The following is a 21786-nucleotide window of genomic DNA, read 5'->3' on the forward strand; positions in this document are numbered from 1 at the left end:
AAGACCTGTTGGTGGATCAGGGCGTGAACCGGTTGTCGCGGGGAAAGCCGTTGGGCGGCATCCGCCCCGCCGCGCCGCGCGCGGTGCGCCAGCCCGTCAGGTCCGCCTCGGTGCGCGTCCGGCCCCCCGCGCCGCCCATCGGCCAGGACAGCCCTTCGGCGAAGGTGAAGGCGATCGCGTCGGACAGCCCGCCGTCGCGGTAGCGCTGGAGCTGCGCGCCCGTGCCGCGCGCCAGCTCGGGCAGCTCCGACAGCGGAAACACCAGCATCCGTCGATTCTCGCCGATCGCCGCCACATAATCCGCGCGCGGCGACACCGGCCGCACGATCTTCAGCCTGGCTCCGGCGCGCGGGGTCAGCACCGCCTTGCCCTTGCGCGTCTCGGCCACCGTTTCCGCCACCGGCACGACGAACCCGCGCCCGTCGCTCGCCGCGAGGAGCAGCTTGTCCTGCCGACTCGCGGGCAGAAAGGCGACCACGCCGACGCTCCCGTCCAGGTCGATCCCCGCGCGCACCGGCTCGCCGAAGCCGCGCCCGCCGGGCAGCCTGTCCGCCGCCAGCGTGAAGAACCGCCCATTCTCCGCCGCCAGCAACAGCTTGTCGGTCGTCTGCGCGTGGAAGGCGAAGGCGGGACCGTCGCCTTCCTTGAATTTCAGCGTCTCCGGGCTCGACAGGTCGCCATGCCCGCGCATCGCTCGCACCCAGCCGCGCTGCGACAGGATCACGGTGATCGGCTCGCGCTCAATCATCGCCTCCAGCGGGATGTCGCGCGTCGGCGCGGCTTCCTCGATCGTCGTGCGCCGCCGCCCGAGCACCGTCTCCGGGCCATAACGGTCGCGTATCTTGCCCAAGTCGCGCTTCAACCGGCTGCGCTGCTTCTTCGGGTCGGCGAGCAGCGCCGCCAGCCCGGCCTGTTCCTTGTCAAGCTTGTCGCGCTCGCGCCGGATCTCGAACTCCTCCAGCCGCCGCAAGCTGCGCAGCCGCATGTTGAGGATCGCCTCCGCCTGGCGGTCGTTGAGCGCGAATTCGGCGATCATCACCGCCTTGGGCTCGTCCTCGGTGCGGATGATCTCGATCACCCGGTCGAGGTTCAGATAGGCGACCAGATAGCCGTCGAGCAGCTCGACCCGGTCGGCGATCCTGGCCAGGCGATGCTCGCTCCGCCGCCGGAGCACCACGAACTGATGCTCCACCCAGGCGGCGAGCGCCGCGCGCAGCGACATGACGCGCGGCGTGCGGTCCTTGTCGAGCACGTTCAGGTTCAGCGGCACGCGGATTTCCAGGTCGGTCAGCCGGAACAGCCCGTCCATCAGCACCCCCGCGTCGACGGTGCGGCTACGCGGCTCGATGACCACGCGGATCTCGGCGTCCGATTCGTCGCGCACATCGGCCAGGATCGGCAGCTTTTTGTCGTTGATCAACGCGGCGATCTGCTCGATCAGCTTGCCCTTCTGGACGCCGTAGGGGATTTCGGAGACGATCGCGGTCCAGCCCCCACCCTTTTCCCGCTCGATCGACCAGCGCGCACGCACCCGGAACGACCCGCGCCCGGTCGCATAGGCCTCGGCGATCGCCGCCGCCGGGTCCACGACCAGCCCGCCCGTCGGGAAATCGGGGCCGGTGACATGACCCAGGATCGCCCGGTCGTCGGCGTCGGGATCGTCGACCAGCAGGATGGCGGCGTCGAGCAGTTCGGCGGCGTTGTGCGGCGGGATGCTCGTCGCCATCCCCACCGCGATCCCCGCCGCGCCGTTGGCGAGCAGGTTGGGGAACATGCCCGGGAACAGCTCGGGCTCCTGCTCCTCGCCGTTATAGGTGGGCCGGTACGCGACCGCGTCCTCGTCCAGCCCGTCCATCAGGTCGATCGCGACGGGGGTCAGCCGGGCTTCGGTATAGCGATAGGCGGCGGCGTTATCGCCGTCGATATTGCCGAAATTGCCCTGCCCGTCGACCAGCGGATAACGCAGCGAAAAGGTCTGGGCGAGCCGGACCATCGCGTCGTACACCGACTGGTCGCCATGCGGATGATATTTGCCGATCACGTCGCCGACGACGCGCGCGCATTTCTTGTACCCTTGGGTCGGATCGAGCCGGAGCAGCCGCATCGCCCAGAGCAGCCGCCGGTGCACGGGCTTCAGCCCGTCGCGCACGTCGGGCAGCGACCGCGCGGTGATCGTCGACAGCGCGTAGACCAGATACCGCTCCGACAGCGCGCTGTCGAAGGGCGCGTCGAGGATGCCGATGGGCGGCGTGTCGAGCGGATCGGTCGTGTCGATGGCCATGGTCGCGCATCGGATAGCGCAGATGGGGCATGTTCCACAAATGTTTCGGATCGCCGGCGCTGGGATCGCGGATCGAGCTGGGGTAAGCCGCGCCGATGCCGTCCGCTCTCCTCGCCGCTCTCCTGCTCGGAACGCCCGCGCCCATGGTCCTGACCGCCATCGACCGGCCCCTGCTCACCTGGCCCGACCTGACGAAACGCCGCCGCCCCGACCCCGATGCGACGATCGCCTATGGCCCGGACCAGCTGCAGCAGGCCGATCTCTGGCTCCCCGTCGGCCCCGGCCCGCATCCCGTGGTGCTGATGGTCCATGGCGGATGCTGGCAGACGAAGATCGCCGACCGCCGGCTGATGGACTGGATCGCGGCCGATCTTCGAAGCGACGGGGTCGCGGTGTGGAACATCGATTATCGCGGCGTCGACCGTGCGGGCGGCGGCTATCCCGGCACCTTTTCCGATGTCGCCAAGGCCGCCGACGCACTCCGAACCCATGCCGCTGCCCACCGGCTCGACATGCGCCGCGTCGTGGCGGTCGGCCACTCGGCGGGCGGCCACCTCGCCCTCTGGCTGGCCGGGCGCCGCAAGCTCCCGGCGACCAGTCCGCTCCACGGCTCCGACCCGCTCCCGATCGCCCAGGTCGTCAGCCTCGGGGGCCTCCCCGACCTGGAGGCGACCGCGACCAGTCCCGACAATGGCTGCGGGACCGATGTCGTCGCCAGGCTCGTCGGCAGCGGGCGCGCGGACCCCTATGCCGACACCTCCGTCCCCCGCCTGCTCCCGCTCGGCGTGCCCCAGCATCTGGTGAACGGACGCGAGGATCGGATCATCCCCTTCCGCATGGCGACCGATTACCGCGCCCGCGCCCGCGCGGCCGGCGACCGGGTCACGCTCCACGTCCCGCCGCGCACCGGCCATGTCGAACTCATCGCTCCCGAAACCGCGGCCTGGGCGCAGGCCAAGCGCCTGATCCTGAAGGAACTGCGACCATGACGCTGGAACAGGCCCGCGCGCTCGACGCGGCGGATCCGCTCGCGCACCTTCGCGACCGGTTCGCGCTGCCCGGGGGCGTCATCTATCTCGACGGCAATTCGCTCGGCCCCCTCACCCATGCCGGCCGCGCGGCGGTCGCCGATTGCGTCGACCGCCAATGGGGCGACCGGCTGATCCGTAGCTGGAACGAGGGCTGGATCGACGCGCCGGTGCGCCTGGCTATGAAGGTCGCCCCGCTCATCGGCGCCGCCCCGCACGAAGTGATCGTCGGCGACACGACCAGCGCCAATCTCTTCAAGGCCCTGGTGGCGGCACTTCGCATCGATCCCGAACGCCGCGTCGTCGTCAGCGAGCTCGGCAACTTCCCCACCGACCTCCATATCGCCGAGGGCGCGGTGGCCTGTGTTCCCGGCGCGACGCTGCGCGCCGTGCCCCGCGCCGATCTGGAGGCCGCGCTCGGCCACGACACCGCCGTGCTGATGCTCACCCATGTCCATTACAAGACGGCCGAGCGCTTCGACATGGCCGCCTGGACCGCCCGCGCCCACCAAGCGGGGGCGCTCATGCTCTGGGACCTGAGCCACAGCGCCGGCGCCGTCCCCGTCGCGCTGAACGCGGCGGGCGCCGATCTCGCGGTCGGCTGCACCTACAAATATCTGAACGGCGGCCCCGGCGCCCCCGCCTTCCTCCACGTCGCCGAACGCTGGCACGAGCATCTGGAATCGCCCCTCTCCGGCTGGATGGGCCATGCCGAACCCTTCGCCTTTGCCGATCGCTACCAGCCGGCGCCGGGCATGAAGCGCTGGCTCGTCGGCACCCCGCCCATGCTCGCCATGGCCTCGCTCGAGGGTGCGCTCGACCTCTGGGCCGATATCGACTGGCCCGCGCTGACGGCCAAGAGCGCCGCGCTCTTCGACATCCTCGCCAGGGCCGGCGAAGCCGCCGGCCTCCCCTGCGTCACGCCTCTGGACCCGGCCGGGCGCGGCAGCCATATCAGCTTCCGCCACCCCCACGCCTACGCCCTCGCCCAGGCGCTGATCGAACGGGGCGTGATCGGCGATTTCCGCGATCCCGACATCCTCCGCCTCGGGCTGACCCCGCTCTATCTGAGCCACGAGGACGTCTGGCGCGCGGGCGAACGCCTGCGCGAGGTGATGGCGGCCGAACCCTGGCGCGAGGAACGGTTCGCGACCCGGCTGGCGGTCACCTGATCGCCACGGCCCCGCCCCTCCTGATTGCACCCCCCGCCCCCCTGCCCTATAGGCCCGCGCTCGCGTAGCGGCCCGGCGCCGCGCCCTGTCCGGAGGAACCCACCCACCATGCCCCGTCGCCGCCAGATCTACGAGGGCAAGGCCAAGATCCTCTACGAAGGCCCCGAGCCCGGTACGCTGATCCAATATTTCAAGGACGACGCCACCGCCTTCAACGCGCAGAAGAAGGGCACGATCAACGGCAAGGGCGTCCTCAACAACCGCATCTCCGAGCATGTGTTCACCCTGCTCGACGGGATCGGGGTGCCCACCCATTTCATCCGCCGTCTCAACATGCGCGAGCAACTCATCCGCCAAGTCGAGATCGTGCCGATCGAGGTGGTCGTCCGCAACATCGCCGCGGGCTCCATCTCCAAGCGGCTGGGGATCGAGGAGGGGACCAAGCTCCCCCGCACGATCATCGAATATTACCTCAAGGACGACGCGCTCGGCGATCCCATGATCACCGACGAGCATATCGCCGCCTTCGGCTGGGCCAGCCAGGAGGAGATGCACGACATCGCCGATCTCGCCATCCGCGTGAACGACTTCATGTCGGGGCTGTTCGCCGGGGTCGGGATCAAGCTGGTCGACTTCAAGCTCGAATTCGGCCGCATCTGGGACAATGACTACGGCAAGATCATCCTGGCCGACGAGATCAGTCCCGACGGTTGCCGCCTCTGGGATACCGAGACGAACGAGAAGCTCGACAAGGACCGCTTCCGCCAGGATATGGGCGGCGAGGTCGAGGCCTATCAGGAGGTCGCGCGCCGGCTGGGGCTGCTGCCCGAGGGCGTCGACAATCCCGTGCTCGACCTGGACAGCCACCGGAAACGCCGGGGCAAATAGCTTCCGCTCGGCCCTGAAGGACCCTTGCCGATGAACATCCGCATTTTCGTGACGCTGAAAGCCGGCGTGCTCGACCCGCAAGGCCGCGCGATCGGCCACGCGCTGGGGTCGCTCGGCTTCGAGGGCGTGGGCGAGGTTCGCGCGGGCAAGCTGATCGAGATGGCGGTCGCCGACGGTACCGACGACGCGACGATCGACCGCATGTGCCGCCAGCTCCTGGCGAACACCGTGATCGAGGATTACCGGATCGAGCGCGCATGAAGGGCGCCGTGATCGTCTTCCCCGGCTCCAATTGCGACCGCGACCTCGCCGTCGCGCTGGAGCAGGTGACCGGCACCAGGCCCGTAATGGTCTGGCATACCGAGGCGACCCTCCCCGACGGCATCGCCATGGTCGCGGTGCCCGGCGGCTTCTCCTATGGCGATTACCTCCGCTCGGGCGCGGTCGCCGCGCGCTCGCCCGTGATGCGCGCGGTCGCCGACGCGGCGGCGGACGGGATGCCCGTGCTCGGCGTGTGCAACGGCTTTCAGGTGCTGACGGAGGCGGGGCTGCTGCCCGGTGCGCTGATGCGCAACGCGGAGCTGAACTTCGTCTGCCGCGACGTGGCGCTCGACGTGGGCGAAGCGCGCTCGCCCTTCACGCGCGGCTATGCCCCCGGCCAGCGCGTCACCTTTCCCGTCGCGCATCATGACGGCGGCTATTTCGCCGACGCCGACACGCTCGACCGGCTCGAGGGCGAGGGCCGCGTCGCCTTCCGCTATGCCGCCCCCGTCAACGGCTCCGCGCGCCATATCGCGGGCATCGTCAACCAAGCGGGCAATGTGCTGGGCCTCATGCCCCACCCCGAGCGCTGCGTGGAGCCCGCGCACGGCAACACCGACGGCCGCCGCCTGTTCGAAGGGCTGCTGGAGGCGGTCGCCTAGGCCCGCACCCGGAACGGCGTGAAGTCCGTCCCCTCGTCGAACACGTCCACCCCTTCCGCGCGCTTCAGCCCGCCCACGATCAGATAGGTGGCGGGGGTCAGCAGCACCTCCCACCCGACCTTCAGCGCCCATTGCGTGAACAGCACGGTCACGACCAGCTCGGTCGTCCACCCCGCCGCGCCCCAGAAGGCGAGCGGGTAGAAGAGGAGGCTGTCGATCCCCTGCCCCACCACCGTCGACCCGATCGTGCGCGTCCACAGATGCCGTCCCGCCGTCCACAGCTTCATCCGCGCGAGCACATAGGCGTTGACGAACTCGCCCGCCCAAAAGGCGACGATGCTCGCGAACACGATGCGCGGCACCTGCCCGAACACCGCCTCATAGGCGGGCTGGTTGGTCCAGCTCGGCGCGGGCGGCAGCGCGACCACCACCCAGGACATGAAGGCCAGGAACAGGGCGCACGCCGTCCCCACCCAGATGACCCGCCGCGCCCGCGCATAGCCATAGACCTCGGTCAGCACGTCGCCGATCACGTAGCTGAGCGGAAAGAACAGGATTCCCGCCCCGAACGGCCAGGGACCGATCAGCGGCAGATCGACCTGCGCCACCTTCCCCGCGCCCAGCACATTGGACAACAGCCACACCGCGACGAAGGCGGCCATCACCAGATCGAAATGGCGAAAGCCGCCGGGAGGAAGCTCGCGGGCCAGCGCGGGCCGCTCGGGGATATCGGTCATGCGGGCGGCATCATGATCGCGGTTTCGCGCCCAGGCAATCCACGCTATCCCGCCCGCCGGCGCGCGCCCGTAGCTCAGATGGATAGAGCACGAGCCTTCTAAGCTTGTGGTCGCTGGTTCGAATCCAGCCGGGCGCGCCAGCCCGCCTCTCTACTCCACCGCGCGCAGTCGGGGTGGGGCGCGCTCGATCGGGGCCTCGGAGGGGCCGGCGAGCAGGTCGTTGATCCGTGCCGACAGGTCGGCCTGCCGAAACGGCTTGGCCAGCTTGGGGACGTCGCCCGGCACGTCCGCGGCGGTGTTGGCGAAACCCGTGATCAACAGCACGGGCAGGCGCGGCCACAATTCGCGCAGCTCGCGAATCAGGGCGGCGCCCGTCATGCCCGGCATCAGATAGTCGGTGACGACCAGGTCCACCTCGATGCCGCCGCGCAGCATCGCCAGCGCCTGGGCGCCCGATGCCGACTCGACGACATTGTGCCCCAGGTCGCTCAGCATGTCGGCGGTGCCGCTCCTGACCAGTTCCTCGTCGTCGACGAGCAGCACCGACGCGCGCCGGACCGCGGGGACGATCGCGGCATGGGTGTGGGGGGCCTCCGCCTCGCCGCTCGCCGCCGGCAGGAACAGCTCGGCGCGGGTGCCGACCCCCGGCTTGCTGCTGAGCGCCAGCGCGCCGCCCGACTGCGCGGCCAGACCGTGCGCCATGGACAGCCCCAGCCCGGTTCCCTTGCCCACCCCCTTGGTCGAGTAGAAGGGCTCCACGCAGCGCTTGAGCGTCACCGGGTCCATGCCCACCCCGGTGTCGACCACGGCTACGCGCACATAGGAACCGTCGGCGAGATCGCCGCGCCCGCCCGCCACCAGCACGGGGGCGACCTCGATCGCGAGCACCCCGCCATCGGGCATGGCGTCGCGGGCGTTGACCGCCAGGTTGAGGATCGCGAGTTCGAGCTGGTTGGGGTCGACCAATGCCGGCGGCGGATCGCCCTCCACCGCGACCGCGACGCGGATCGTCGGGCCCAGCGATCGGATCACCAGCTCGAATATGCCCTCCATCAGCGCGCCGACATCGACCGCGCGCGGCTGCAGCGTCTGGCGCCTGGAAAAGGACAGGAGCCGCTGGGTCAGCGTCGCCGCGCGCTCCGCCGCCTGCAACGCGCCGCCGATCAGCCGCTGCGACTTCTCGTCGTCGCCATGCCGGCGCCGGAGCAGATCGAGCGACCCGACGATCGGGGTGAGCAGATTGTTGAAGTCGTGCGATACCCCCCCGGTCAGCTGACCTATGGTCTCCAGCTTCTGGCTCTGGCGCAAGGCCTCCTCCGCCTCGTCGCGCGCGGCCTCGGCGCGCAGGCGATCGGTTATGTCGACGACCGAGGCCATGGTGCGCACCACGCCGCCCGCCGCGTCGCGCGCCAGCCGCACCGACAGCAGCACGTCCGCCTCCTCGCCCGACCGTTTCACGAAACGATAGGGGCGGTCGTCGAACGACCCGGTGCGAAGCAGGTCGGGCCAGTCGCGCTCGACATGGATGCGCGCGGACTCGGGAGTCATGAACGCCATGATCTCGCGGCCGATCACGTCGCGGCGATCGCCATAACCCATGAATGCCAGCCAGCGGTCGGACACGCTCAGCAGCCTTTTGTCCGGGCCGACGGAATGAAGCGCCACCGGGGTCTTGGCGTAGAGATCGGCCAGCTCGGCGGTACGCTCGGCCACCGCCGCCTCCAACCCCTCGCGCGACCGGGCCAGCGTCTCGCGCGCGCGCACCTGGTCGTCGATGTCGGTGCAGGTCCCGTACCAGCGCGTGATCCGCCCGCCCTCGTCGCGCACCGGCTGCGCGCGGCCGAGCACCCAGCGATAGGCACCGCTGTGGTGACGCAGCCGATATTCGATCTCGTACGGCTCGCCCGTTTCCAGACATCGCCGCCACCGGCCCCGGGAGCGGTCCTGATCGTCGGGATGGAAGACGCCGTTCCACTCCTGGCCATCGGTCGATCCGGGCGGGGTGCCGGTGAACTCGTACCAGCGCCGGTTGAAGAAGTCGTGATGGCCGTCGGGGCGGGTCGACCAGATCATCTGGTCGACCGAATCGGTGATCGCGTGGAATCTGGCTTCGCTCGCGCGAAAACCGGCTTCGCTCGCGCGGAGCGCGTCGATCCGCGTGCGTGCCTCATATTGCCGCCCCCGCGCGCCCAGCGCCGAGCGTACCGCGCGCAGCATCGCCTCTGCATGGAGCGGCCGCTCCAGCAGCACCGCGTTGCGCAGGGCGTCGAGCGTGGCGTTGGCGCGGGCCGAGCGCATCCGCGTCTGCCCGTTGGCGAGCACCACGAAGGGGAAATCGGACCAGGCGGGCTGATCCGCCAGCCAGGCCGTGACCGCGTCCAGCCCCTCGCCCACCAGCGCCTCCTCCGCGACCAGCGCCGCCCCCGCGCCCGAGGCGAGCGAGCGTGCGAAGGCGGGCAGGTCGTCGCAGGTCGCGCAGCGTATGTCGTGCCGCCGCAACAGGTCGGCCGCCACCGCCGCGTCCCGCCCGCGCGGGGCGAGGATCAGGACGCCGTCATCCAACTAACTGACGTTCCCGGTCCGTGCCGCCCATCACCGGCCCGCTTTCGTTGCGGTATTCGGGCAACCCGGTCAGCACGCCGCGAAACCCGCTGAGCGGTTCGCCCACGACGACCCCGCCGGCGCCGACCCGGAACTCGCGGATCGTGCGTTCATGGTCGGTGGTGCGCGTCTTCACCACGGAGATGGCCTTGCGGACCTCCCCCTCCGCCTCGAAAAAGCGCAGCAGCATCACCGAATCGGCCAGGTAGCTCAGGTCGACGTCGGCGCGCAGGTCGCCCATCACGCCGTGCTGGCCCAGGATCATCAGCGCGACCACGCCGTGTCGGCTCAGATAGCTGAGGAGCTCGTGCATCTGCAGGATCAGGAACTTGTCGTTGGGCATGGCCTGCATATACGCGTTCAGGCTGTCGATCAGGATGACGCTGGCCCCGTCCTCCTCGACCGCCTTGCGCACCGCACCCGCGAACTCGCCCGGCGACAGCTCGGCGGGATCGATCTGGCGCACCGTCAGCCGCCCGGCCTCGATATGCGGGACCAGATCCATGCCCAGCGCTGCCGACCGCGCGAGCAGCGTCGGCAGCCGCTCGTCGAACAGGAAATAGGCGGCGTGCTGGCCGCGATCGAGCGCCGCGACCATGCACTGGACCGCCGTGGTCGTCTTGCCGACGCCGGCGGGGCCGACCAGCAGCGTGTTGGTGCCGGGCACCAGCCCGCCGCCCAGCAGCCGGTCGAGCCCGGCCGCGCCGGTCGACACGGGATCGGGCGCGAACTCGCGGTGATGCTCCGACGCGACCAGCCGCGGATAGACGCACAACCCCCCGGTCTCGATCGTATAATCGTGATAGCCGCCGCGGAACTTGCGCCCGCGGAACTTCATGATCCGCACCCGCCGCCGCTCCGCCCCGAAGTCGATCGCCGCCTGCTCCAGCGTGATGACGCCATGCGCGATCGAATGAAGCTGGAGGTCGCCCGGCTCCGAGGTGCGGTCGTCGAGCACCAGCACCGTGCAGTTGAGCTTGGAGAAGAAATGCTTGAGCGCCAGGATCTGCCGCCGATAGCGCAGCGGATTCTGCGCCAGCAGCCGCAGCTCGGACAGGCTGTCGAGCACCACGCGCTCGGGTTTCAACGTCTCGACCCGGTCCATGACGCCGCGCACCGTCTCGCCCAGCTCGACATCGCTGGGGTGGAGCAGCGTCTGCTCCAGATCGGGATCGAGCCCCGCCTCGGCCACCAGCTCGACCAGCTCCAGCCCGTCGAGCGACCAGCCATGCGTCGCCGCCACCGCGCGCAGCTCATGCTCGGTCTCGGACAGGGTGACGTAGAGGACCTTCTGCCCCAGCCGCACACCCTCCAGCAGGAAGCCGAGCGACAAGGTCGTCTTGCCCGTGCCGGGCGTCCCCTCGACCAGGTAGAGACGATTGGGCGTCAGCCCGCCGCCCAATATGTCGTCGAGCCCGGCGATCCCGGTACAGGCGGACGGGCCCGCCCCATTTGGTTGACCGTCGTTCACGCGCTCATTCTCCGTGCCAGGCGCCGGATCGGCCCTCGGCTCCGCATTTCCTGATGTGGTTCCCCGTTGAAAACATCAACATAGGTGAAGGCCGTCGGTTCCGCCGCGTCAGCGTTCTGGGGCGAAGGTCACGATCTTCACCCGCTCTCCCGGCCGCAGCGCCCGGTCCGCCGCGCGCCCGTTGAGCATCAGGAACAACGCCTGCGGATGCGCATCCGCCATCAGGCTCGACAGGCTCGCCACCGTGTCGCCCGGCCGTACCTCGACCGTGCGGATCACGCGGGGCCGCAGTCGCGCGGCCTCTTCGGGCAGAAGCAGCCGGAAGGAGCCGATCAGCGCACCGCTCGCGGCGGACGCCGCCTGGCCGGGTGGCGACAGCAGCACGAAGTGGTGCGCCTGCCCGCCGCCGCTGTCATAGGCGGCGATCGTCAGCGGCACGACCCCGCCCTCCGCCTGGATCCGCATCCGCACCACGACCGACGGCAGGCCGCCCACCAGCCCCTGCTCGACCCCGGCGACATCACCCGCCGCCTGGCCGACCAGCGCGGTCGCCAACGCTTGCGCATAGGCCGCGACCCCGCCCGCCGGCATCGGCCCGCCCCCGAACTCGCCGCGCACCCCGCCCGGCCCGCTCAGCAGCACCGCGCGCGGGCTGTTGGTCAGCGTGAACCCCGGCGGCGCCTCGAAGCTGATCCCCATCACCGGATGCGCGAAGCGGCGCCCCAGCACGAAACCCTGCTCGGGATCGTCCCCGAACAACAGTCCGTCCACCTCGCGCAGATAGGCCGGCGCGTTCTCGGGCAATTGATCGTCCGCCAGCCCGGTCGCGCGTGCCGCCTCGCGCGCGCGGTCGATGCGGTTCTGCGTGAGGGGATGGCTGCGCGCCCATTCGGGGATCGACCGCGCCTCGTCGCGCCCCGCCGTCACCGCGGTGAAGCGTTCGTTGTTCGCCAGCGCCGCCAGCATCTCGCCCTCGGCATGGGGGTCGTACCCCGCCGCCTGCAAATAGCGCAGCCCCAGATCGTCCGACTCATATTCCTGGTTCCGCGAGTAGCGCAGCGTGAGATATTGCGCCGCCTGCCCCGCCAGCCGCGTCAGCCGCTCCGATCCGGTCAGGCTGACCGCGATCACCCCCAGCCGCCGGAACAGCGATCGCCGCTCCTGCCGCCGCGAATGCGCCGCGACGATATGCCCCACCTCATGCCCCAGCACCGAGGCCAGCTCCGCCTCGCTTCCCACGATCGCGAGCATCCCGCGCGTGACGTAAAGGTAGCAGCCCGGCACCGCGAAGGCGTTGACGACATCGCTGTTGACCAGGGTGAACACGCATTGCCCGCCCAGCCCCGCCGCCGCCGCGATCCGCTCGCCCACCCCCGCCACATAGGCGGCCTCGGGCGCGTCATAGGCGCCGCCGAATTCGGCGAGCAGGCGCGGATGCTGCTCCGCGCCGAACGCCCGGTCCGCCTCGGACACCTGCACCGGCCCCTCCGCCGGCGCCCCGCCGCACCCCGCCAGCAACAGCGCGAGCAGCGCCGCCATGCCGAACCGCGCCACCTCAGATCCAGCCGAGCAGAAACAGGACCAGCAGGCTCAACGCCAGCGACAGCATCACCGAACCCGCGCAGCCCAGGCGTCGGGAGAAGAACAGGAACATGCAGGGACCTCGACAGGGATGAACGGGCCGAACGGTCGAACCCGCCACCGGGTCCGGCCCGACCGCCGGACCTTCACAAGCGTCGCGCCGGTTCTATCTTCTCCCGATGTCCCCACCCCTTCCCTATTCCCCCGATATCGAGACGATCGACCCGAACGAGCCCGCTCTGTTCGACCGTATGGCCACCGTGATGCGCGCCGGCGGCAAGCTCGCCCGCGACGGTACGGGTCCGGGCGGACGATTGAGCCATGTCGTGACGATCGCCGCGCTGAAGGGCGAGCTGACGGTCGCCGCCGATCTTCCGCCCGAACTCGCCCAAGGCGCCTTCGTCCCCGGCCGGCGCTACCCGGTCGTCGCCCGCCTGTCGCATCTGCCCGGCGAGGACCTGGACGATCGCGGCGTGTCCTCGCACCGCGGGCTGTCGCTCAAGCTCTTCGGTGTGGACGGCACGCCGCTCGCGCGGCACGAGGGCGGCACGCAGGATTTCGTGCTGGAGAACGTCGCCGCCTTCAACGTGGCGACCCCCACCCACTTCCTCGCCGCCATCTCGTCGGTCGAGGCGGCGGGCCCCTTGCCTCAGACGATCAAGGCGGGCGTCTCGGCAGCGGCGCGCGGCGTCAACCGCGCGCTCGGCGCGGTCGGGCTGGCCTCGGCCAATCTCGACATCCTCGGCCACCCCCGCCGCCATCCCCTGTCGGAGGCGTTCTACAGCCAGGCGCCGATGCGCTGGGGCGATCATGTCGCCAAGCTCGCCGCCTTCCCCGCCGCCCCGCAGACCGACCTGCCTTTCGACGCCGACACGCCGGGCGCGCTGCGCGACGCTACGGCGGCGTGGATCGCGGAACACGGCGCCGGCTTCACCCTGGCCGCCCAGCTATGGACCGACGCCGACGCGATGCCGATCGAGAATGCGCGCGTCCCCTGGCCCGAGGCGCTGAGCCCCTATCGCCCGGTCGCGACGCTGCGCTTCCCCTCCCAGCACGCCGCCGCGCCCGCGCGCATCCGCGACGTGGACGCGCTGTCCTTCTCCCCGGCCCATGCGATCGAGACGCATCGGCCGCTCGGCGGGATCATGCGCGCGCGGCTGGCCCTGTATACCGCCCTGGGGCGCGAGCGACGGCGGGCCGCCGGAGTATCGGTGGTCGAGCCGACGGGGCTGGGGGCGATCGCGGATTGAGGGGAGCCCTCCCCGAACTCATTCGGGGAGGGGGGCAGCGAAGCCGCCGCCTTCGTCGACCGGGTCGGATCGACGTTGTAGCTGACCTGGCGCACGGGCGAATAGAGCGCGTCCACCGGGATCAGGCCGATCGGCGCGTCGGCCGGGCGGTTCGCCACGGCGGGAACATAGCCCCTACCCGTGTCGGCGGTCAGCTCCATGTTGAGCGTCGCGCCCTCGTCCAGATGATAGAGCACCAGGCCCTTGTTCATGATCGCGATGGCGCCCGCGCGAACCTCGCCGGGGCCGGTGGCTAAAGTCCCCGCATCATCGCCCGGGCGATAAGCAGGAGCAGCGGCCGGTTGCGCGGCGTCTCGATGCCGATCGCGGCGATTGTCTCGGCTCGGGTGAGGTCCGAACGCCAGACCCTCGACGTGTTCGCGATCTGCCAGGCCATGAGTAGCGGTGACACCCGCCTCCACCACCGGGGAGCAACCGTACCCACATAGGCCTGCTGGAGCTCGTAGCCGCGCCGGAGGCAGGCCAGCTGTGTCTCGGGGCGCATCAGCGAGTTGTCCGCGATTCGTATTGTGGCGAGCACGTTGCGGGTTTCGGCCAACGCGAAGCGCTCGGCGAACCTCGCGTAGAAGAAATAGTCGGACGAGGGATGCTCTTCGGGAAGGAAGCCGCCCAGGCTCCGCACGTCGGCCGTCCGGCACAGGAAGCCCACCGTGTTGCCGACGATGCAGCCCCAGAACAACTTGCGCGCCGTAATGCGCCGCACCGCCCGGCCACGGAAGCGACACAGATCCAGCAGCCGCCGGGCCGCCCTCTTGGCCCCGCGCTCGGTGAACGGCACCGCCCGGTGGTCGCGCAGCCGCTTGCGGCAGACCAGCCCGTCTAGATCGGGCCGGGCGGCCAGTTGGCGGAACATCCGGCGCGCGAAATCCGGATCAAGAAGGTCGTCGTCGTGCAGGATGGTGAGCCACGACCCGCGCGCGGCCGATACGCAGCGGTTGATGTTGGGGTACATTCCCAAGTTGCGGCGGTTGCGCAGGTAGCGGAAGCCCGCCGCTCCGACGTCGGGCATCGCCGCACGGAGCCGTTCGTGGCCGTCCGACAGAGGATCGTCGTCGATCACGACCACCTCGAACAACCCGCCGTGATCCTGCGCCATCGCGCTCTTGACGGCCTCCGCCAGGAACGCGGGCCGTTGAAAGGTCGGGATCACGATTGAGAGCGTCGGCACGCCGTTGCCGTCGATCGCGATCATCTCGTCGGAAAGCACATCAGCGCCGTCGGCCAGCGCGTTCCGACCCAGCAGGAAGCCGCTAGTCGCCGATCCTCGTCTCGCCTGCAGGTCGGAGCGACGCCGTTGGTCGGGATCAGTGGTGGTGACGCGCGATCCCATACTCAGCCGAGCCCGATTCTCTGCTTCAGCCGCAGGGCGAACGCGGACGGCAGGCGGCGCGCGAACCGCTTCAGCGAAAGCGACCGGTACGACGCGACCTCCTCGAACCGCTCCGGAAGCACGGCGTCGAACAGCGCCGGAGACGCGCGGAGCTCGCGCTCCGCGGCCGCCGCACGCTCGGTCGCCCGCCCGTTGCTGGTCGACACGTACACAAAGGCATTCTGCCGATACCAGTAATGGACTGACGCGTTCTCCCAGAACTTGGGCCGTACCAGATCATAGGGCGCGAAGCCGCGCCGGACGAACTTGTCGCGCCACCATGACGGCCGCTGCTCATTGATGTGGCCGTAGCCGCCTTGATACGGGATGGCGGCGCCGAACAGCACGACGTCGGCCGCGCCCGCCAGCCCGTCGATGAGGCTCTCGGCATGGTCGCTCGGGACGTGCTCCGCCACTTCCAGGCAAATCGCCAGGTCGAAGCGGCGGCCCAGCGCCAGCGGCCGAGTCAGATCGACCGCCACGAACCGATCTGCGGACACCAGCAGGTCGGACAGGTCAGTCCACGGGCCATCGGCCACCAGATGGTCCGACGCTCCCAGCTCCAGCCCCGCCCGCGTCCAATGGGCGTTGCCGCACCCGATCTCGACGATGCTGCCGACCTCGAAAATCGGCATGAGATGCGCCATCACCAGGCGCGCAGACTGATCCGTCATGTCGCTATGCGCACGATGCACGTCCGCGGGGTAGGATCGCGTCATGAGCCCGAGTCCGTCGATGCACTCGCTCCCTCGCTACGCATGCTCACGTACGGATGCCAACGCGCTCGCTCTCCATCCCGCCGCATGATCAGGCCGAGACAAGCTCGAAGCCTCGACCAGGCGAAGGACAGACAGCCGCACGTCCTATAATAGGCTAAGATGTTGAGTGGCTGATCGGAAAACTTGTCCTGAACGGCGCGGATCGTGCCGCGCGGCGTGAAATACTCCGGGATGATGCGCTCCTATGAGCCAGGCTATGACATACCCAAGGTGGCCACGTTGTTGCTGGTCTGTCAAATCGACCCTTAGGCCATCGGCTCGTTTCATATGCCAGTGGGTGCTTTTGAACCGATCCGAACATCCGACGCGGTGAAACCGCGTCGCGCAGCCGTTCGTGCGCGGAGGCGGCGCCCGAACGAAGAAGGGCAGAAAACGGGAAAGGCCCCGGCTTTCGCCGAGGCCTTCGTCGGACGGGCCGGGACGGCGGCTTCGCCACATCCCGCCCGCCGGCCGGGCTTGTCGCTGGTCCTCGGCCAAGCTTCGCTTGACCTAGGGCGACAAGCTCAGCCCATGATTTCCTGTTCCAGCTTCTTCGCCATCTCTTCGATGTTCTCCGGCGGCCAGCCCGGAATTTCCATCCCCAGCCGCAGCCCCATAGACGACAGCACCTCCTTGATCTCGTTCAAGGACTTGCGACCGAAATTGGGCGTCCGCAGCATCTCGGCCTCCGTCTTGCCGACCAGGTCGCCGATATAGATGATGTTGTCGTTCTTCAGGCAATTGGCCGACCGCACCGACAGCTCCAGCTCGTCGACCTTCTTGAGCAGGTAGCGGTTGATCTGCTGGGTATCGCCCACCGGCTCGGACGAACCGCCCGCCGACGGAACGGCATGGCCGATCGGCGCGGACGAGCGGACCACCTGGCCCTCCTCGAACTGCACGAACAGCGCCAGCTGGTCCTGCAGGATGCGCCCGGCATAGCTGACCGCGTCCTCGGGGGTCACCGTGCCGTCGGTCTCGACCGTCAGCGTCAGTTTGTCGTAGTCCAGGTCCTGGCCGACGCGGGTCGGATCGACCTTGTAGCTTACCTGGCGCACGGGCGAATAGAGCGCGTCCACCGGGATCAGGCCGATCGGCGCGTCGGCCGGACGGTTCGCCACGGCGGGAACATAGCCCTTACCCGTGTCGGCGGTCAGCTCCATGTTGAGCGTCGCGCCCTCGTCCAGATGGCAGAGCACCAGATCCTTGTTCATGATCTCGATGTCCCCCGACACCGCGATGTCGCCGGCCTTGACCTCGGCCGGACCCGTCGCGGCGAGCTGGAGCCGCTTGGGGCCCTCGCCCTGCATGCGGATGGCGAGCTGCTTCACGTTCAGGACGATGTCGGTCACGTCCTCGCGGACCCCCGCCAGCGACGAGAATTCGTGGAGCACGTTCTCGATCTTGATCGACGTCACCGCCGCGCCCTGCAGGCTAGACAGCAGCACGCGCCGCAGCGCGTTGCCTAGCGTCAGTCCGAAGCCACGCTCCAGCGGCTCGGCCACGAAAGTGGCTTTGCGCTTGCCGTCGCCCCCGCGCTTCTCGAGCCCGCTGGGCTTCTTGAGCTCCTGCCAGTTCTTTGCGTTGACAGCCACTTGCTTCCCCTAGGTTGGGAGCCGACGAACGGACGCCGCCGGCCATGAAGAACGGCCCGCGGCGTGAAACGTCGCTGCGGGCTCGAAAAGGTCAGACGCGGCGCCGCTTGGACGGGCGCACACCGTTATGCGGGATCGAGGTCACGTCGCGGATCGAGGTGATCTGGAAGCCGACCGCCTGCAGCGCGCGCAGCGCCGACTCGCGGCCCGAACCGGGACCCTTGACCTCGACTTCGAGCGTGCGGACGCCGTGCTCGGCGGCCTTCTTGCCCGCGTCCTCGGCCGCGACCTGCGCCGCATAGGGGGTGGACTTGCGGCTGCCCTTGAACCCCATGGTGCCCGCGCTCGACCAGGAGATCGCGTTGCCCTGGGCGTCGGTGATGGTGATCATGGTGTTGTTGAAGCTGGCGTTCACATGCGCGACGCCGGCGGTGATGTTCTTGCGCTCGCGACGGCGAATGCGCTGGGGGGCCTGTGCCATTTCTCTATCCTGTACCTGGAATATCGCAAGCGAGCCGCGCGGGACGCGGCTCGAGCTTACTTCTTCTTGCCGGCAATCGGCTTGGCCTTGCCCTTGCGGGTACGGGCGTTGGTGTGCGTGCGCTGACCGCGGACGGGAAGACCCCGGCGGTGGCGCAGGCCGCGATAGCAGGCCAGGTCCATCAGGCGCTTGATGTTCATGGCGACGGTGCGGCGCAGATCGCCTTCGACCTGGTGGTCGGCGTCGATCGCTTCGCGGATCTGCAGCACTTCCTGGTCGGTCAGGTCCTGCACGCGGCGCTCGGCGGCGATGCCCAGCTTGCCCGTGATCTGCTCGGCCTTGGCCGGGCCGATGCCGTGGATATAGGTGAGCGCGATGACCACGCGCTTGTTGGTCGGGATGTTAACCCCTGCGATACGTGCCATGTGATATATACTCCTAGCTCCACGGGACCGGCATGGCAGCACAGATCCCATCTCATCGCGGGTGCCTCCGAACGCATGATCGCGGCGAGCGCGAGGAAGCGCCGCCGTTGCCCAGCCTGATCGGAGTAAGCCGCATCTAGGTTCCGCAACGGGCCGTGTCAACAGCGCGCCGGAACCGAATCGCGTTTCGGACGTGTCCGCCCGATCCCGATCAGGCGTCGAGGATCGCCCCGATCGCGCCGCCGACCTCGTCCATGTCCGCCATGCCGTCGACGCGTCGCACCAGCCCCCTCGCCTCGTAGATCGGCAGGATCGGCGCCGTCTTGGCACGGTATTCGGCCATGCGCGTGCTCACCGTTTCCGCATTGTCGTCGGGCCGGCGCTTGAAGGCATGGGCGCCGCACACATCGCAGGTTTCGGCGACCGCCGGATGCTTGAACCGGTCGTGATAGCCCGCGCCGCAGCTCGCGCAGGTATAGCGGCCGACCACGCGCTCGGTCAGCGCCGCCTCGTCCACCTCCAGCTCGATCACCCAGTCGAGCGTCCGCCCGCGCGCCGCCAACAGCCCGTCGAGCGCCTCGGCCTGCGCCGCCGTGCGCGGATAGCCGTCGAAGATCACGCCGCCCGCCGTATCGGACTCGTCGAGTCGTTCGCCGATCAGCGCGGAGACGATCGCGTCGGACACCAGCTCGCCCGCCTCCATCACCGCCTTGGCCTGGAGCCCGACGGGCGTCCCCGCCTTGACGGCGGCGCGCAGCATGTCGCCGGTCGACAATTGCGCCATGCCGCGTTCGGCGACCAGCCGCGCGGCCTGGGTGCCCTTGCCCGCGCCCGGCGGTCCCAACAGGATGATGTTCACGCGAACGGTTCCCCCAGTTCGTTAGATCGACGTCCTCGGACGGCTCAGCGCAGACGGCCGCCCTTGAGCTTCGCCTTCTTGATGAGATCGCCATATTGATGCGCCAGCAGATGCGACTGGATCTGCGTCACCGTGTCCATCGTCACGTTGACGACGATCAACAGGCTGGTCCCCCCCAGATAAAAGGGGATGGACATGGCCGACACCAGATATTCGGGCAGCAGGCAGATCACCGTCAGATAGGCCGCACCGATCACGGTGATGCGCGTCAGCACGTAATCGAAATAGGTCTCGGTGTTCTTGCCCGGCCGGATGCCCGGCACGAAGCCGCCATAGCGCTTCAGATTCTCCGCCGTCTCCTCCGGGTTGAACACCACCGCGGTGTAGAAGAACGAGAAGAAGATGATCCCCGCGCCGTAAAGCAGCATGTACACGGGGCTGCCATGCTGGAGATACTGGTTCAGGCTGATGATGAAATCGCCCCAGGCGCTCTCGCCCGCCACGCGCTGGCCTGCGAACTGGCTGACGGTCAACGGCATCAGCAGCAGCGACGAGGCGAAGATCGGCGGGATCACGCCCGCGGTGTTGATCTTGAGCGGCAGGTGGCTGCGATCCGCCTGCATCCCGCGCTGCGTCTGGCGTTTGGGGTATTGGATCAGGATGCGCCGCTGCGCCCGTTCCATGAAGCAGATGAACAGCACCAAGGCGACGACCAGCAGGATGATCAGGACGATCCGGATCGGGTCCAGCGAGCCCGACCGACCGCCCTCGAGCAGCTGTACGAGCGTGGTCGGCAGGCTGGCGACGATGCCCGCCATGATGATCAGCGACACGCCGTTGCCGATGCCCCGGCTGGTGATCTGCTCGCCCAGCCACATCAGGAACATCGTACCCCCGACCAGCGAGATGACGGCGGCGACGCGGAACGTCATGCCCGGCTCGATCACCGCCTGCACGCCCTGGGTCGCGCCCAGCGCCTCCAGCCCGACCGCGATGAAATAGCCCTGGATCGCGGTCAGCCCGACCGTGCCGTAGCGCGTATATTGATTCAGCCGCTTGCGCCCGCTTTCGCCTTCCTTTTTGATCGCCCCCAGCGTCGGCGACAGGCTGGTCGCCAGCTGCACCACGATCGACGCGGTGATATAGGGCATGATCCCCAGCGCGATCAGCGACATGCGGCTCAGCGCGCCGCCCGAGAAGGTGTTGAAGAAGTCGAGCACCCCGCCCTGGGTCTGCTGGTTGAGCAGCCCCAGCGCGGTCGGGTCGATCCCCGGCAGCGGCACATAGCTGAGCAGCCGGAACACGATCAGCGCGCCGATCGTGAACCACAACCGCTTCTTCAGGTCGGTCGCCTTGGCGAACTTGGAAAGGTTCAGGCCTTGCGCCATCCGGTCGGCTGAGGTCGCCATGGGTCGAAGATATCCTGGAAACGGAAACGGCGGGATAGGTCGTGACCCGCCCCGCCGCTCATATAAGCGCACCGACGCGCTTGTCTAATCCACCAACGGCCAACCCGCGCGAACGCGGACGGCCGGCAAGCTCAGGCCGTGCGCGCCGCGATCCGCGCCGCGCGGACCTTGCCCTTCTTGGCCGCCGCTTTTTCCGCCGCCGGGATCAATTCGGGCACCTCGACCGAGCCGCCGGCCGCCTCGACGGCCGCGCGCGCGCCGGCCGACACGCCCTGGACCAGGAAAGCCAGCTTGGCCGTGATCGCGCCCTTGGCCAGGAGACGGACGCCGTCCTTGCCGCCGCGCGCCAGGCCCGCCGCCTTGAGCGCCGCATGATCGATCGTCGCGTCCGCGTCGAGCTTGCCGGCGTCGAGCGCCTTCTGGATCGCGCCCAGGTTCACCTCGGCGTAATCGGTCGCGAAGATGTTGTTGAAGCCGCGCTTGGGCAGCCGCATGTGGAGCGGCATCTGCCCGCCCTCGAAACCGGCGATGGACACGCCCTCGCGGCTCTTCTGGCCCTTCTGACCGCGCCCGCCGGTCTTGCCCTTGCCCGAGCCGATACCGCGTCCGACGCGCATCTTGCTCTTACGCGCGCCCTCATTGTCGCGCAGGTCGTTCAGTTTCATATCGTGCACTCGCTTTCGCTTTTGTCGCGCCGGTGGGTGGGTGGAAGGCTCAGCCCTCCACCACCTCGACCATATGCTGCACCTTGCGGATCATGCCACGAACCTCGGGGCTGTCCTCGAGCTCGCTGACCCGGTGCATCTTGTTGAGCCGCAGGCCGATCAGCGTCGCGCGCTGATCGGACGTACGGCGGATGGGCGAACCCGTCTGCTTGATCTTGATGGTCGCCATCTCG

At 69.1% G+C, this 21786-nt stretch carries 20 protein-coding genes, 1 tRNA gene and 1 pseudogene; 7 read left to right on the forward strand and 15 right to left on the reverse strand.

The genetic code is table 11. The features are described from left to right. Positions 1-16 precede the first annotated feature (16 nt). Complete coding sequence (parC, locus tag VF592_RS11170) at positions 17-2281, reverse strand: DNA topoisomerase IV subunit A (protein ID WP_331005697.1); 2265 nt, start codon at positions 2279-2281, stop codon at positions 17-19. A 95-nt stretch (positions 2282-2376) separates the two neighbouring features. Between parC and VF592_RS11175 the strand changes: the two genes are divergently transcribed. The 5 genes from VF592_RS11175 to purQ all read left to right on the forward strand — a co-directional run bounded on the left by VF592_RS11175 (position 2377) and on the right by purQ (position 6292). Further along, a complete protein-coding gene (locus VF592_RS11175; protein WP_331005698.1) occupies positions 2377-3270 on the forward strand; it encodes an alpha/beta hydrolase in 894 nt (297 codons plus the stop codon). After that, entirely contained in the window at positions 3267-4481 is a 1215-nt protein-coding gene (kynU, locus tag VF592_RS11180) for a kynureninase (RefSeq protein ID WP_331005699.1), read from the forward strand. The genes VF592_RS11175 and kynU overlap by 4 nt, the downstream gene beginning before the upstream one ends. 108 nt (positions 4482-4589) lie before the next feature. Further along, positions 4590-5369 (forward strand): phosphoribosylaminoimidazolesuccinocarboxamide synthase, encoded by a 780-nt coding sequence (gene purC, locus VF592_RS11185; RefSeq protein ID WP_331005700.1) that lies wholly within the window; start codon positions 4590-4592, stop codon positions 5367-5369. Positions 5370-5399: 30 nt separating this feature from the next. After that, a complete protein-coding gene (purS, locus tag VF592_RS11190) occupies positions 5400-5630 on the forward strand; it encodes a phosphoribosylformylglycinamidine synthase subunit PurS (protein WP_331005701.1) in 231 nt (76 codons plus the stop codon). After that, a complete protein-coding gene (gene purQ / locus VF592_RS11195; protein ID WP_331005702.1) occupies positions 5627-6292 on the forward strand; it encodes a phosphoribosylformylglycinamidine synthase subunit PurQ in 666 nt (221 codons plus the stop codon). The genes purS and purQ overlap by 4 nt, the downstream gene beginning before the upstream one ends. On the opposite strand, the gene VF592_RS11200 is transcribed toward purQ, so the two are convergent. Then, positions 6289-7029, reverse strand: coding sequence for a queuosine precursor transporter (locus VF592_RS11200; RefSeq protein WP_331005703.1), 741 nt, complete (start codon positions 7027-7029; stop codon positions 6289-6291). The genes purQ and VF592_RS11200 overlap by 4 nt on opposite strands. A 63-nt stretch (positions 7030-7092) precedes the next feature. Here VF592_RS11200 and VF592_RS11205 point away from each other — a divergent pair. Next, a tRNA-Arg gene (locus VF592_RS11205) sits at positions 7093-7169 on the forward strand. A gap of 10 nt (positions 7170-7179) precedes the next feature. Here the strand turns inward: VF592_RS11205 and VF592_RS11210 are convergent. From VF592_RS11210 to VF592_RS11220, 3 genes are all read right to left on the reverse strand, one after another. Continuing rightward, entirely contained in the window at positions 7180-9591 is a 2412-nt protein-coding gene (locus VF592_RS11210) for a PAS domain S-box protein (protein ID WP_331005704.1), read from the reverse strand. Beyond that, on the reverse strand, positions 9584-11101 hold the full coding sequence (locus VF592_RS11215) for an ATPase domain-containing protein (RefSeq protein WP_331005705.1): 1518 nt from the start codon (positions 11099-11101) through the stop codon (positions 9584-9586). The genes VF592_RS11210 and VF592_RS11215 overlap by 8 nt, the downstream gene beginning before the upstream one ends. A 108-nt stretch (positions 11102-11209) precedes the next feature. Further along, a complete protein-coding gene (locus VF592_RS11220) occupies positions 11210-12655 on the reverse strand; it encodes a M48 family metalloprotease (protein WP_331005706.1) in 1446 nt (481 codons plus the stop codon). A gap of 206 nt (positions 12656-12861) precedes the next feature. On the opposite strand from VF592_RS11220, the gene VF592_RS11225 reads away from it, so the two are divergent. Further along, entirely contained in the window at positions 12862-13932 is a 1071-nt protein-coding gene (locus VF592_RS11225) for a catalase family protein (RefSeq protein WP_331005707.1), read from the forward strand. Between the two features lie 59 nt (positions 13933-13991). Here VF592_RS11225 and VF592_RS11230 read toward each other — a convergent pair. From VF592_RS11230 to rpmD, 10 genes and pseudogenes are all read right to left on the reverse strand, one after another. Continuing rightward, positions 13992-14225: pseudogene (locus tag VF592_RS11230) on the reverse strand (DNA-directed RNA polymerase subunit alpha); the annotation flags it as partial. Next, the gene (locus tag VF592_RS11235; protein WP_331005708.1) at positions 14225-15322 is read right to left on the reverse strand and encodes a glycosyltransferase family 2 protein; all 1098 of its coding nucleotides are present in this window, start codon (positions 15320-15322) and stop codon (positions 14225-14227) included. The gene VF592_RS11235 and the pseudogene VF592_RS11230, both read right to left, overlap by 1 nt. A 2-nt stretch (positions 15323-15324) precedes the next feature. Then, positions 15325-16035: a class I SAM-dependent methyltransferase gene (locus VF592_RS11240; protein ID WP_331005709.1), complete on the reverse strand. Its 711-nt coding sequence runs from the start codon at positions 16033-16035 to the stop codon at positions 15325-15327. Positions 16036-16643: 608 nt separating this feature from the next. Continuing rightward, complete coding sequence (locus VF592_RS11245; protein ID WP_331005710.1) at positions 16644-17714, reverse strand: DNA-directed RNA polymerase subunit alpha; 1071 nt, start codon at positions 17712-17714, stop codon at positions 16644-16646. A 91-nt stretch (positions 17715-17805) separates the two neighbouring features. Next, positions 17806-18195: a 30S ribosomal protein S11 gene (gene rpsK, locus VF592_RS11250; RefSeq protein ID WP_228947318.1), complete on the reverse strand. Its 390-nt coding sequence runs from the start codon at positions 18193-18195 to the stop codon at positions 17806-17808. 56 nt (positions 18196-18251) lie between these two features. Continuing rightward, positions 18252-18620, reverse strand: coding sequence for a 30S ribosomal protein S13 (gene rpsM, locus VF592_RS11255; RefSeq protein WP_331005711.1), 369 nt, complete (start codon positions 18618-18620; stop codon positions 18252-18254). Positions 18621-18831: 211 nt separating this feature from the next. Then, positions 18832-19479, reverse strand: coding sequence for an adenylate kinase (locus VF592_RS11260; protein ID WP_331005712.1), 648 nt, complete (start codon positions 19477-19479; stop codon positions 18832-18834). A 44-nt stretch (positions 19480-19523) separates the two neighbouring features. Beyond that, the gene (gene secY / locus VF592_RS11265) at positions 19524-20888 is read right to left on the reverse strand and encodes a preprotein translocase subunit SecY (protein WP_331005713.1); all 1365 of its coding nucleotides are present in this window, start codon (positions 20886-20888) and stop codon (positions 19524-19526) included. A gap of 131 nt (positions 20889-21019) precedes the next feature. Continuing rightward, positions 21020-21553: a 50S ribosomal protein L15 gene (rplO, locus tag VF592_RS11270; RefSeq protein WP_331005714.1), complete on the reverse strand. Its 534-nt coding sequence runs from the start codon at positions 21551-21553 to the stop codon at positions 21020-21022. A gap of 49 nt (positions 21554-21602) precedes the next feature. Further along, a complete protein-coding gene (gene rpmD / locus VF592_RS11275) occupies positions 21603-21782 on the reverse strand; it encodes a 50S ribosomal protein L30 (RefSeq protein ID WP_331005715.1) in 180 nt (59 codons plus the stop codon). Positions 21783-21786 lie beyond the last annotated feature (4 nt).

Origin of the sequence: Sphingomonas sp. (assembly GCF_036388435.1) — a bacterium.
Taxonomy (GTDB): domain Bacteria; phylum Pseudomonadota; class Alphaproteobacteria; order Sphingomonadales; family Sphingomonadaceae; genus Sphingomonas.